General features: G+C 41.9%; 9 protein-coding genes. 8 read left to right on the top strand and 1 reads right to left on the bottom strand.

Annotated elements, in window-relative coordinates:
- Positions 1-114 precede the first annotated feature (114 nt).
- The 6 genes from AYJ08_RS03065 to spo0A all read left to right on the top strand — a co-directional run bounded on the left by AYJ08_RS03065 (position 115) and on the right by spo0A (position 6,137).
- Positions 115-417, top strand: coding sequence for a hypothetical protein (locus AYJ08_RS03065; protein ID WP_064016542.1), 303 nt, complete (start codon positions 115-117; stop codon positions 415-417).
- Between the two features lie 253 nt (positions 418-670).
- Positions 671-1,528 (top strand): NAD(+)/NADH kinase, encoded by an 858-nt coding sequence (locus AYJ08_RS03060; protein WP_031414337.1) that lies wholly within the window; start codon positions 671-673, stop codon positions 1,526-1,528.
- Between the two features lie 4 nt (positions 1,529-1,532).
- Positions 1,533-1,982, top strand: a complete 450-nt coding sequence (gene ahrC, locus AYJ08_RS03055; protein ID WP_064016541.1) for a transcriptional regulator AhrC/ArgR — start codon at positions 1,533-1,535, stop codon at positions 1,980-1,982.
- Between the two features lie 12 nt (positions 1,983-1,994).
- Positions 1,995-3,719 (top strand): DNA repair protein RecN, encoded by a 1,725-nt coding sequence (gene recN / locus AYJ08_RS03050; protein WP_064016540.1) that lies wholly within the window; start codon positions 1,995-1,997, stop codon positions 3,717-3,719.
- Positions 3,720-3,828: 109 nt separating this feature from the next.
- Positions 3,829-5,154, top strand: coding sequence for a SpoIVB peptidase (spoIVB, locus tag AYJ08_RS03045; protein ID WP_064016539.1), 1,326 nt, complete (start codon positions 3,829-3,831; stop codon positions 5,152-5,154).
- 200 nt (positions 5,155-5,354) lie between these two features.
- Positions 5,355-6,137, top strand: a complete 783-nt coding sequence (gene spo0A, locus AYJ08_RS03040; protein WP_003337874.1) for a sporulation transcription factor Spo0A — start codon at positions 5,355-5,357, stop codon at positions 6,135-6,137.
- Between the two features lie 1,409 nt (positions 6,138-7,546).
- On the opposite strand, the gene AYJ08_RS03035 is transcribed toward spo0A, so the two are convergent.
- Complete coding sequence (locus AYJ08_RS03035; protein WP_082890842.1) at positions 7,547-10,735, bottom strand: bifunctional cytochrome P450/NADPH--P450 reductase; 3,189 nt, start codon at positions 10,733-10,735, stop codon at positions 7,547-7,549.
- A 220-nt stretch (positions 10,736-10,955) separates the two neighbouring features.
- On the opposite strand from AYJ08_RS03035, the gene AYJ08_RS03030 reads away from it, so the two are divergent.
- Both AYJ08_RS03030 and AYJ08_RS03025 read left to right on the top strand, forming a co-directional pair.
- Positions 10,956-11,945: a P1 family peptidase gene (locus tag AYJ08_RS03030; RefSeq protein ID WP_064016538.1), complete on the top strand. Its 990-nt coding sequence runs from the start codon at positions 10,956-10,958 to the stop codon at positions 11,943-11,945.
- Positions 11,946-12,391: 446 nt separating this feature from the next.
- Positions 12,392-14,131, top strand: coding sequence for a methyl-accepting chemotaxis protein (locus AYJ08_RS03025; protein ID WP_231928977.1), 1,740 nt, complete (start codon positions 12,392-12,394; stop codon positions 14,129-14,131).
- Positions 14,132-14,248 lie beyond the last annotated feature (117 nt).

The following is a 14,248-nucleotide window of genomic DNA, read 5'->3' as shown; positions in this document are numbered from 1 at the left end:
GCCATAAAATCATTTTGATAGACGATTCTTACAAGATAATTTGATTTGTCCATGTTACATTGTTTATAAGGATGCTAAGTGTTGTCCCTAAAAAAGAAAATAGGAGAGGAGATCATGGAACTTACGATAATAATGGTCTTAGTTTGCATTGTATTACTGCTAGCTGAAAAGGTTAATAGGCTGCAAAATCAATGTAAAAAAATGGATGTCATCCTACAGCAAATTGCTGCTCAGGTTGGAGTCACAGATTATTCTGAGCATACAAAACCAAATAACAATGCCGTTTTGAATCATCCGGTAAATGCGAAGCTAATTACATTACTTTCTGAAGGAAAACAAATAGAAGCGATCAAAGAAGCAAGACTAGTACTGGGGCTGTCCCTTAAAGAAGCAAAGGAATATGTGGAAAGATTATAATTGCATATTAAGAAGCAGGTTTTATGCGTTCTTAAGCTTGTTGGATATGAGAAGGAAGCCTTACTCCCTCTATCCATTATGCAAAAAAATATGTATAATTGTATAAAGATGAACAAATGTTAAAGCGAATCCTTCGTTTCAAATTAATCAAACGAGTAACCCTCATCTGAGATGATCAGCAAGAATTCATTGGGATCAGATTCGCGTTATATCCCTGCTAGAAGCAGATGATCAAAGATACTGGGGTGACACTGTGAAGTCCATTGGAATTATCGCAAACAAGGGTAAGCCTAAAGCACGCGTGGTCGCCCGTGAGTTATTATACTTGTTGGAAGCGCGTGGGGCAAAAGTTTATTTGGAACAAGATTTAGCAGGAGTGATTGGTCGAGAAGATGTGGCTGTACCCCTTTATGACTTTTCAAAATATGTGGAGATTCTTTGCGTGCTTGGGGGAGATGGCACCTTACTCGGTATCGCTCGGCAGCTAGCTGGTCATAATTTACCAGTGCTCGGTATTAATCTTGGTACATTAGGCTTTTTGTCAGAGGCAGAGCCAGATAATCTAACCGATGCCGTAGAGAAGCTATTATCCGGGCAATACTATACAGAAGAACGAAGTATGCTCACCACTGAGTTGTACCGACAAGGTGAACGACTTGCCACTTATACAGCTATGAATGATATTGGGATCACCAAAGGATCATTCTGTCGGATCATTAAGTGTTCCGTTTATTCAAATGGATTTTATGTAGGAACTTTTAGTGGAGATGGGATTATCGTCTCCAGCCCGACTGGCTCTACGGCCTATTCGTTAGCAGCGGGTGGTCCAATTGTAGCTCCAAATGTTGCCATGCTTTTGCTTACACCAATTGCTTCTCATTCTTTAACGGCGAGACCTATCGTGCTAGCATCAGATCAACGCCTTCGAATTGAGGTAGATGCTGTGCATGATGAGATTGGACTTTCGATCGATGGTCAATTTGGTTCTCGTTTAGAGGGCGGAGATGAGATTTTTGTTGAGCAATCCAAGCATGTTACACCGCTGATCAAATGGACACAGGGCAATTTTTATGAATTAATTCGAACTAAATTACAAGGTGAATGGGAGTAAATGTATGAATAAAGGCCAACGACACATCAAAATCAAAGAGATCATCATGAATAATGATATAGAAACACAGGATGAGCTCGTAGAATACCTGCGTTCAAACGGGTACAGTGTAACACAGGCTACTGTTTCACGTGATATTAAAGAACTGCATTTGATAAAAATCCCGATGAGTGACGGCCGTTACAAATATTCTGTACCAACGGACCAAAAGTTTAATCCATTGCAAAAAATGAAGCGCGTGCTATTGGATTCCTTTGTGAGCATTGATTTTTCTGAAAGCCTGATCGTACTAAAAACAATGCCAGGAAATGCCAATTCCGTTGCTGTTCTGATTGACAATCTACATTGGAATGAGATAATGGGTTGTGTTTGCGGTGATGATACGATTTTAATCATTTGTCGAACCAAAGAGAATGCAAAAGAAGTGTCCCAACGCTTCTTAGACATGCTATAAGGAAGGGTATGCATGATCCACGAACTAACCATACGCAATTTTGCGATTATCAAACACACCACTATCTCTTTTGGGCACGGGCTTAATATCCTGACAGGGGAGACAGGGGCAGGTAAATCCATTATTATCGATGCGCTGGGGCAATTGCTCGGTGATCGCAGTTCAGCAGAGCTTATCCGTTACGGAGAAAAACGGGCAGAGATAGAAGGTCTGTTCGAATGCAAGCAAGGGCACCCTGCTTACGCCGTCTGTGAGAACTTCGGCATTCAGGTTGATCCTGATGGTATCCTGGTTGTACGTCGGGATATTTCCTCTACGGGTAAAAGCATCATTCGCGTTAATGGCCAGCTAATTACGTTAGCAATGTTACGAGAATTAGGCCCGTGGCTGGTAAACGTACACGGTCAGCATGATCATCAGGCGCTTATGCAATCAGATAAGCATATTCGCTGGCTCGATGCTTATGGGGAATCTCGCTTGGCTGGAACAAAACAGGAATTTAATCATTTATATCAAAAATATCGCAAAGCCGTGCAGGATTTATCACGAATGGCTAAAAACGAGCGCGAATTAATGCAACGCATTGACTTATTAAGCTATCAGTTAAATGAAATTGAAGCGGCAAAATTAATCCCTGGTGAAGATGAGAAGCTCATGCAGCAACGTAAAAAGTGGGCTAATATTGAAAAAATATTTGCTGGTGTACAGGATGCTTACATGTCCCTTTATGGAGATCAGAGGGGACAAGATTGGCTAGGGCACGCTATGGGAGAATTGGAGCGGGTACAACAATATGATGAACAGCTAGTTCCGATCGTAGAAACGATTCAAAGTGCCTATTATCAGGTAGAGGATACCGTTCAACAATTGCGTCATTTAAAGGATCGTTTGGATTTTGATCCTGCTATCCTAGCTGAAGTAGAAGGCAGATTAGACCAATTATCTGGATTAAAACGCAAGTATGGTAAGTCCGTAGATGAGATTTTGGAATATGCAGCAGGTATACAGGATGAACTAGATGAAATCCAGCATTATGATGATCGTCTGCAACAAATGGAGAAAACACTCCGTGAAGCCGAAGCTGATGTAGCTGTTGAGGCTCTGGAATTAAGTACGCTCCGCCGTGAGTTAGCAATAGAGCTTGCAAATCTAATTGAGCATGAGCTAAAAGAATTGCATATGGAGCGAGCACGTTTTGCAATTGAGATTAAGCATATTCCAGACGAGCGAGGCATTGAGGTTGAGGGTAATCGAGTTAGGGTGAGTTCTCGCGGGATTGATGAGATAGAATTTTTGATTGCGCCGAACCCAGGTGAACCTCTGCGTCCCTTAACTAAGATTGCGTCTGGAGGGGAATTATCCCGTGTCATGCTCGCGATTAAAAGCATACTAGCTACTACCGAGCAGGTGGGTACTTTGATCTTCGACGAAGTAGATACTGGTGTAAGCGGTCGAGCTGCTCAAGCTATTGCGGAAAAATTGGCACGAGTAGCGAAACATCGTCAAGTGCTATGTATTACGCATTTACCACAAGTAGCTTCTATGGCAGATGCCCATTTTTATATTCAAAAGCAGATGGATGAACAGGAGACCAGCACAACGGTTGTCCTCATGTCTTCGGAAGAGCGTGTGAACGAGCTTGCTCGTATGCTTGGCGGAGCTGAAGTTACAGAGAAAACAAAAGAGCATGCTAAGGAAATGATTCTCCTTGGAGAAGAGCGGAAAGCTGTCAATTGAAATTGACAGCTTTTTGGTGTTATAAACAGGTGGCGTGCAGGTAACATTAAATATTAGTAAGTGAGGTGTAGCTGTAGGTGTAGGTAGGGAAGCTAGGAGTGATTGCTGGGTGATACGAAATCACAAAAGAAAATGGATTGGATCTCTGCTCTTACTCTTGACTGCGTTTATTGTTACTTCAACCCCCTTTCATGATGTAACCTCTTTACCCAAAGAACTACGGTTGTTTGAAGGTTCCCTTAGCCAATTAAAGCTTTCCGTACCTGTAATGGGAACACTAGTAAACAGTAACCCCGAAATTTTGCAAGTAAACGGAATAAAAGCCCGTGAAGTACACGTCGATTTTAGCCAACCATTGCAAGTAGCACCCAAAAAAGTAGGGCAGGCTCGTCTGCAATGGCGAGTTGGCAAGCTTCCCATTAAAGAAGTTAAGGTTAATGTGCTCCCCGATCTGAAAGTCATACCTGGCGGACAATCAATTGGTGTTAAGCTACAGACTGCTGGCGTCCTTGTAGTTGGCCATCATTTGGTTGATACAGGTAAAGAAAAAGTTTCACCTGGTGAAAAATCTGGCATTCATGTTGGAGATATGATTGTCAAAATGAATGATCTGTACATTAATGACATGAGTGAAGTCAAAAAGATTGTAAATGAAGCTGGTGCAAAGAACCAATCTATTCAACTCATGGTTGTACGTGGAAAAGAAAAGATCGTTTTGACACTTAAACCGGCACAAGACAAAAAAGATAATCAGTATCGCATGGGACTTTATATTCGTGATTCCGCAGCAGGTGTGGGTACGTTAACTTTTTATGAGCCAGAATCAAAGGCATATGGAGCTCTTGGTCACGTCATTTCAGATGTAGATACAGGACAGCCTATCGTTGTGGGAGATGGACAAATCGTGCAGGCTAGTGTTACTTCCATTGAGAAAGGGCAGAGTGGGAATCCAGGTGAGAAATTCGCCCGCTTTTACAATGAAAATGAAGTGTTAGGCAACATTTCTAAAAACACCCCGTTTGGCATTTTCGGAAAAATGTATGACAAACCCAAAAGAGCAAAGCGAAATGAACCATTGCCGGTAGCATTAGCTGAGCAGGTAAAAGAAGGTCCAGCAAAAATTTTAACAGTCGTGAATGGACAAGAGGTAGAAGAGTTTGAGATTGAAATTGTCAACGTTGTAAAACAGCATTTTCCTGCAACTAAAGGGATGATCATTAAGGTTAATGACAAGCGATTATTAGAAAAAACAGGTGGAATTGTACAAGGTATGAGCGGCAGCCCTATTATTCAAGATGGTAAAGTGGTTGGAGCAGTTACGCATGTATTCGTCAATGATCCTACTTCTGGCTATGGTTGTTTTATTGAATGGATGCTTCAGGATGCGGGTTTGACGATAAAGCAACAACAATCTATGGGTCTCAAGGCGAGCTAAATGCTTGCTTGAGACCTTTTTACATTCTTTTACTCTTATTTGTCGAATCATCAGAGATATCATTCAATCTTTCGTCATGGGCAGGAGTTAAAAATGACCTGTCGAATAATTTACCATAAGGAATCAAGAGAAACGTACTTCTTCACAGGAAAGAAGTGTTAGATCATGCTCTGTGATCGAATGCGTAAGGAGGAACGAATTTGAGTAAGATAAGCGTGGTATTAGCTGATGACAATCGTGAGTTTGTAGGTCTTCTTGAAGAGTATATTAACACTCAGAGTGATATGAGCGTAAGTGGGGTCGCTTATAACGGAAATGATGTATTAAAGATCGTCCAAGAGCGTGTTCCAGATATTATCATTTTGGACATTATCATGCCTCATCTGGATGGCTTGGCTGTATTAGAGCAAATTCAAGCGATGAGACTAACACCTCAACCTAAAATCATCATGCTGACAGCATTTGGCCAAGAAGAGATTACAAAGCGCGCGGTAGAACTTGGGGCATCTTACTATATATTAAAGCCTTTTGACATGGACATTCTTGCACAGCGAATTCGTCAGATGATCGGTAGCAAGACCTCTTTTATCCCCGTAATGAAAACCTCTTCTATGATACAAAATAAAGGACGTAATTTAGATGCCAATATAACCAGCATTATCCATGAGATCGGAGTGCCGGCTCATATTAAAGGATATTTATATTTGCGAGAAGCGATTACGATGGTCTATAACGATGTCGAACTATTGGGTTCTATCACAAAGGTACTATATCCGGATATTGCTAAAAAGTTTAATACAACAGCCAGCCGTGTGGAACGAGCAATCCGTCATGCGATTGAAGTGGCGTGGTCAAGAGGTAATCTGGATTCCATTTCTAGCTTGTTTGGATATACGGTTTCTAATACCAAGGCAAAACCTACGAACAGCGAGTTTATCGCGATGGTGGCGGATAAGCTGCGGATTGAGGCGAAGATTAGTTAAAGTCGATACCTACGCTGTTTTCACGTTAAGCTAAGCGTCCTGTTCCCGTAAATTTATGCGGAAATTTGACGGAGATTCCGATAAACTTTTTGTTATGATATGAATAAAGATAATCAATACGCTAGCCCTCAGGGACTAGCGTATTTTAGTACTTCATCATTTTCTGGAAAGAGTTCTTGTTCATTTCCTAAGCCATATCAAGAAAGGGCAGGATAGAAGAATACCTGTTAATTTGCAAACAGCTATGGAAACTGTTTTACAATCCCTTCCGTAAAAGCATCAGCCATTTCTAATGCTTGCTGCTTAATTTTATCAAATGTTGCACCAAGTGGTCTCTTATTAAATGTTCAAACTTGGAGGCATTTTTTCTCCATAAAATGGATGTAAGAAAAATGAAAAGGGTTCTTTGTCTGTTTTGTATGAAAGAAGCAAAAAGATATAAACATTCTAACTAACGAAGACGTAACAACTGTTTACCGGTGAAAGCGGGCTAGTCCATCTTTACCGTCTCTGTGCACGTCCATCATTTTAATGTGCGTACTACTATAGTAGAAAAGGGTAGAGTAGAATCGTCTGCATTCCACAAGACTATGCCACTGTGACCATAGTGATGTTACCAGCATATCTTGAGGAAAACGAAGTCGATAAGGGAAGCTATAGCCTGTTAGGTAACGACGCTTACACGCTATTTTACGATGAAAAGAGGGCGGGAATTACTTGACGACCGCCCTCATCTTCATATTGTTAGACAATAAAACTTGGATAAGTTATCTTCTGTGATGGAAGTCTAAACAATCTCGAAATTCCCTATGGCACCTTCTGTTGCATCGGACGTTATCGTATCCCATTCTGCGGTGGCAGCGTCTTTCGCATCTTCGCCATTCTCTGATACACCTCTCACGTCGGTCAGGACGCCGCGGTACGAATGGGTCAAATTGGAAATACGGATCATGGTATGGATTCACATACCCGTCATAATGTACTTGTTGAATGATTGGCTTGCTACTTTTTCTTTTCATGTTTTTACCCCCCATTTTGGAAGTAATATGTTCTTTATAGTAAATGACGCTATGCCCTGTCCTGACTAAACGAATTAACGGGGTGCTTCACCTAAATACAGTAGTGATGACGTTCGCCGAGGCTCTATGTATTAATTTGGTTTAATGTCACTGTCTTGCCATAGATCGTATCCCATTTTGAGTTTGATTCTGGTTGGTCGAAAAGAGTAGGTGTTATTCAGTTGAGTTACTACCAGTCCCAAAATGAACATTTAAGCATGTGAAAAGCACCCAGCTATTATTTGCTGAGTGCTTTTTATGGATGTAATGGTCTATTTTTTTATCTGATCTTTAGATGGCTTTATCATATCTTAAGATGGGCTTGCAAAGACAAGCACCAATGACACCTTATCACGCACCTGTCCAAACATCCTTTACATATTGTTCATCCCGTTGAAGCTTATCGAGCCAAGCTCGGGCTTCTTCTTCGCTTACCGAATGAATTGTTTGATAGGACGAAATCAGCGTGGCTTCCACATCAGGAGCCATTCGACTCCCATCCCCACACACATAAAGTCGAGCTCCCTGATCTAGAAGACGAATCAACTCTTGTTCATTTTGTTTCATGAGATGCTGAACATAGGTTTTCGGCTGTCCCTCTATACGTGAAAAAGCGGTATGAATGGTCACGATACCTTCTTTTTCATATTGCTCAAACTCTTCCTGATACAAGTAATCCTGTTGCGGATGGCGGGCACCAAAGTATAGATGGGCTTCACCAAGCCGTTTTCCTTGTTGCTGATAGTGCTTTCGTGCTTGAAGAAATCCCCGGAATGGTGCAACCCCGGTACCTGGTCCGATCATGATGAGAGGTGTTTCTGTATTTGTAGGCAGCGTGAAGTGAGATTCTGGTGTGCGCACAAATATAACAACAGGATCATTTGGCTTTAGATCGGCTAGATAATTTGAAGCAACACCTCGATACTCTCCATGTCCACTCCAGGCTGGACCGCGCACTACGCTCACTGTTATGCTAGCTCGCTCTGGCAAGAGATGAGGGGAGCTGGAAATGGAATAGTAACGAGCTTTTAAAGGTGGAAGAAGCTCTAAAAATCGTTCGAAAGGTAATTCACAGGCGGGATACTGTTCCATAAGATTAAACATGGAGATGCGTTTGTTCATTATAATGGTTTTGTAGGTATCCTCTTCAAGTAAGGCTTCCAATTCCCGTTTATGAGGTGGGCAGGTTGTATAAGCAGCAAGTTCGCGTAGTTGAGCACGGGTTGCTGCTTCCTGTAATTCTACGCTATGACTTAGCAGATCATATACACTTACCGGACGATCCAGCGGAAGATGCGCTGCGCTGCGTCCACTGCCACTAAGAATTAGATAATCGTTACCATTCAAACCAAAACGATGTACAATACGTTCCACTAGCTGAGGAGAGTTTTTGGGCAGAACACCTAAATGATCCCCCTCGTGGTAATGGACTCCTGCTGGAATAGCTATCTCGATATGACGAGTGCTACGTTCGCTAGTTTCTCCCTGAAGCTCTCTATTCTCTGTAACGTACGAACGAAGAGCATCATAGGACTCAGCGAGAGGAACTCCCGCAATTCCATTAACATATTGAACAGAAAGCGTGCTGCGCTCTCGCTCCTGATTTTCGTTGATCTTGAGCCCTAAAGCGTTCATGACATCAGGCCACAATTGATGACGCCAATCCTCAAGTTGTTTCTCAAAATCTCCGCTAGCGTCACCCTCTCCCTGCTTCGTTAGCCGTGTCGCGCCTTTTGCTTCGAGCTGCTTATCAATCAGGTGAGGAACCTGCTGGTATGTGCTGGCCCAATTATGGTCGCCACATCCGAATACAGCATAGTTGACTCCGGTAAATTCTCCAGGCTCTGCTTCTTCCAGCCATTGTACAAAGTCTTTGGCATTACTCGGTGGTTTTCCGTTATAAGAGGAAGTGATAATAAATATGGCTCCTTCTTTGGGAAGCTTGCCTAAATAATCATTTAAAGGAGCAACCTCGCTCTTGAACCCTTGGAAACGCGCATCCTCTGCAAGTTCTCTTGCAATCCCCTCTGCCGTGCCAAGATTGGAACCATATAGCACTAGCAAGGGAGTATTATGTGCGTCAACGATGGTAGAGGCTGTTGGCTGCACTTGTGTTTTTTCGCGTTCCTTCTCTTTTCCGGTAATTTGAAAGGAGAGTTCATTCGTGCGTAAACGGACACGCATGGTAAAGCCTTCAGGTTTTAAGGTTAGTGTTTCTTTAATTTTTAGCTGATAATGATTATGGTCAATGATGTCAAAGCACTTTAAAATCATACCAAGTACTAAGGTTGCCTCTTGAAGCGCGAATTGCTGTCCTATGCAGGCTCGCTGCCCGTTTCCAAATGGTTTATACGCATCATAGGGGATTTGACTTGGGTCTTCAAAGCGCTCAGGACGAAACTCCTCGACGTCATCTCCCCAGACGCTTGTATCCCGATGAAGAGTAGGAATGAGTACATTGACACTTTCGCCTTTTTTCAAAGGATATTTTCCATCCAGCAGTGTGTCTTCCTTAGCGTAAAGAGAGAAGGCAGGAGCTGTTGGCCACAGGCGAAGAGACTCATTCAAAATCATCGATATGTACGTAAGATTTCGCACTTCAGAATAAGTTGGAGTAGAACCAGTTAAGACACGGTCTACCTCTTCATATGCCTTTTGAAGCTTATCCGGGTTCTTTAATAGAAAGTATAAAGCAAAGGATAATAGACCGCTTGTGGTTTCATGACCAGCAATTAAGAAAGTAATAATCTGATAGCGAATATTTTCGTCATCCAAGCCTTCGCCCGTTTGGGGGTCTTTCCCCTTTAGCATATGGGAAAGTAAATCGTTTGTATCATGATTCTCGTGCTCTTTACGTTCTGCTATTATTTTATCCACAAGGGTAAACATGGCTTGTATATCATGTTTAAATTGACGTTTTGTAATAACCATCAATTTATCTTTAATTTCTAGGCGCTGTAGCTGGCTCATTGCTTCATCCAGCGCACGAACCATGCTGGTAATAAAGGGGTGCGGTTGTTCTCGATAAAAGCTATTAAACCGATAATTAAAGCCGCACAACCCAATGGTATCCAAAGTAAGCCTTGTCATATCCTCGGGTACGTCAATGCTTTCATCCGGGTTAAGGCGGGCCCATTTCTGGATAAGCTGTACAGCAATGTCTACCATCATGGAATGGTAACCTTGCATTGCTCTTTGGCTGAAGCTTGGGAGCAGGATATTATGAGCTTTTTGCCAATTGGGCTCATCGGTTGAGCTAGTAAAAAGACCATCGCCTGCAAATGTTCTTACTTTTTGCAAGGGAGGCCATACATTCTTATCAAAACGGGTTTCATCACAAGCCTCTGCTACCAACTTATGATTGGAAATATAGATGCTAACGCGGCCTCCAGGGTATTCCAGTCGGAAGATAGGCCCAAGTTCATTGGCTAGCTTCATGATGGATTGAATTGGCATCTCTGGATTGATTAAAGGTAAATTTCCAAGGGGACCAAAGGTTTTTGGTTGCGGAATGTTTTGTAAGTGAGAAATCGTAATCAATCCTCTCTAATACGTATTTCTTGATGACTCTCGCATCCTCTTTAGAGATTTCTACCTTATTTTTTACAAGGATTGTCTGGTTTTATTCGGTTTGTAAGGAAAGATTACAAGTAATAAAATAACGTCTATATAATTAGGGAAACGAAAGCTCTACAAGAAACGGGCTTTTTACGCGTCTGTTAAGAGGTATTTCATATATAAAAGGGAGAAGATGTAAGCTATGACTGCTACATTAGGTTCAATTGTCGATATAAAAGGGATCAAGGTAGGTCATCAACAAGATGAGGAAGCACTGACAGGCTGTACCGTACTTCTAATGGAGGAAGGTGCAGTATGCGGAGTCGACGTTCGTGGCTCAGCTCCAGGTACCCGTGAGACTGATTTGCTTTCCCCGATCAATAAAGTTGATCAAGTCCATGCGATATGCTTGTCTGGGGGAAGCGCGTTTGGCTTGGATGCAGCTAGTGGGGTAATGCGTTATTTAGAGGAGCAGGGAATTGGACTTGATGTGAAAGTTGCAAAAGTGCCGATTGTACCAGCAGCAGTATTATTTGATCTTGCTATCGGGGATGCTTCGATCCGACCTACCATGGCTATGGGCTATGAAGCGGCAAAGCAGGCGAGTGAACAGGAGTTTGCTGAGGGAAATATTGGAGCGGGCTGTAGAGCTACTGTTGGAAAAATGGCCGGTTTTGAACGCGCGATGAAAGGGGGGCTAGGCACGGCGTCCCGTGAGCTGAGTAACGGGCTAGTAATTGGAGCAATTGTTGCTGTGAATGCAGTTGGAGAGGTACGGTGTCCTGTAACTGGAGAAAGACTTGCAGGTGTGCGCGGGGAAAACGAGGAGTTACTAGATATCTATGATTGTATGGAAAAAGCTAGCTTTCATTTCATACCAACTGGAGCGAACACCACGATTGGCGTAGTAGCTTGTAATGCTGCCTTAACCAAATCAGAAGCGAATAAGGTTGCTCAAATGGCACATGATGGACTAGCCCGCACAATTTATCCCATTCACACCATGCATGACGGGGATACGTTATTTGCGATTGGAACAGGAGAAGTACAGGCTTCTGTGGATTTAATCGGTGCATTAGCAGCAGAGGTACTGGCAGAAGCTGTTGTAAGAGCGATAAAGGCAGCGGAGCCAGCAGGTACAATTCCATCTTACCGGAGTCGACAACGTGAGAAAGCAGAAATGATATTTTGATCAAATGAAAATACGCATTAAAGGAACGAAAGGTTTATGTAAAACTATCCAAAAAAGGATCACCTTACCGTAACCTGTAACGAAAAAAGTGCAGTGAAATTTTGTCATTTTTATGAAATGTCATCAATTTTTCATTTGGGAAAAGCTTCAATAACCAAGCACACTGACTTTGTCTTTGTGCTATTTGACTTGCTTTTCATCAAGCTAAATCGTTATGAAATAAGCCTTTATGCTCTTTTCTCCATAGCTAGTCCTATACATTCTGCCTGTGAATTTTTTATGCAATGACAAAAAAAAGGTACATGTAAGTGAAAAAAGACTTGATTTTTTTAACATATAGAAATTAAAGCTTTTTTGATTCCATACCGATACTAGGGATAGCGCCCTATTTTACATATTTCTAGAAGCAGGGAAAAGAAAGAGAGGGGAAAGAGTTGTTTTCCAACATGAAAATATCTACTAGGAATTTATTGTTTACAGTTCTTAATACTATGTTGATTGGTGCTGTATTAATCCTAGCAAGTTTCGTCATTCAAGGGCAAGTCCTTATTGAAATGCTAGAAAAAGATACGAGAGCCTTGTTACAGTCACAATCTGTACATGTTTCTGCTGAAGACATAGATGAGGCTGTTAGAAATCCTGATCTGAATGCTTCCATCCAGAAGAAACTGACAGAGGAGCTTGACCAGATCAGTAAAGAGCATCCTCAGATTAAACAGGCTTATGTTTTTGGAGTGGAATTGAAAGAGGGAAATCAGACCTCTATTATTGCTCAGCCAACTCAAATTCTCGAGTTTATGAAATCTGAAGGAATGAAATTGGGAGATATGTTCCCTCAGCCAGATGTCATTGTGAAGGGGGTTCAGCATCTTGTCACTTCCAAACAAGATACGATGACTTCTATTTATGATGATGAGTTAGGTACTTGGATTTCGGCTCTTCATCCAATCATGGACGACAGTGGAAACGTTGTTGCTTATTTTGGTATGGATGTTGATGCTAGTATGGTAACCAATGGGCAGGACGCGTTATTGCTGAACTCTTCCATATTGCTGCTCGTTTTGCTACTTATCAATTTAGTTTTCCAATATTGGATTGTGAATCGTACCTTTAAACCAATTCAAGAGCTTATGCGTGGCATTAATGAAATGAGCAGAGGAAATTTAGATGTTCGTTTGCGAGAAGGTAAGGACGAGCTGGGTCAGGTAAATAACAAATTTAATCAAATGGCGGAAAATATGCGTACGATTATGATGACAATTCGCGAATCCTCGAACCAGCTAGTGAAGAACTCACAGCAATTACATACGATTATGGAAGAAAATAATCAGCATGCCACAACCATTACAGATAACATCCAAGAAATGTTCCAGCACACCAATCTGCAAAATATAGCTACAACAGAATGTGTGAAATCGTTGGATGAGATGGTGGTTAGTGTTGACAGCATCGCCAATAATTCAACAGAGGTTCATCATACATCTTTGAACATGAAAGATCAGGCTGAATCCGGTCAATACTCTGTCACCAAAGTGGCGGATCAAATGCAGCTCATTCAGCACTCTGTAGAGGAATCTGAAAATATTATTAATGTTCTACAATCCCAGTCAGGTAAAATTGGTGAGATTGTCAAAATGATTTCTGAAATTGCAAACCAGACGAATTTACTTGCTTTAAATGCAGCTATTGAAGCCCAACGAGCAGGTGAACACGGTCGAGGCTTCTCAGTTGTTGCAGATGAGGTACGAAAACTAGCTGAACAATCTAAGCAATCGGCAGAAGAAATCAGCCAGCTAATCGGAGAGATTCAGGAACGTACAAATACAGCAGTAATCTCTATTCGCCAAGGTTCTGAGCACGTGTTGGATGGTGTGAAAGTCGTGCAAGAAACAGGTGAGATATTCCGCCATATGGTTCAGGCGAGTACAGAGGTATCCGACCGTATGCAAGAGGTATCTGCTTCCACGCAACAAATGGCAGCCGAAACAGAAGAGGTTACCTCTGTGGTAAAACAAGTATCGGAGAATGCACGTAAAAACACAAAATCAGCAGAAAACATCCAGGTCAAGTCAGATAATCAGTTAGCTTCTTACCAAGAAATTTTAGTTTCTGTTGACGGATTAACTAAAATAGCGCAGGAGTTAGATAGGGCGCTTTCCCAACTTAAATTAGAAGAACACGAGTAGGTTTTCATCTCTAAGAGAGTGTTGGGTCGTCAGCAGAATGCTAATATTGAGTACAAAAGAGGAGAGATCAGATGCTGGTCTCTCTTCTTTTTTAACTTTTAACATACATTTTATTAG

The sequence above is a fragment of the Brevibacillus sp. SKDU10 genome (assembly GCF_001645205.1).
Classification (GTDB): domain Bacteria; phylum Bacillota; class Bacilli; order Brevibacillales; family Brevibacillaceae; genus Brevibacillus_B; species Brevibacillus_B halotolerans.
Note: the sequence above shows the minus strand (reverse complement) of the source record. Positions and strands in the feature narration are given on the sequence as shown.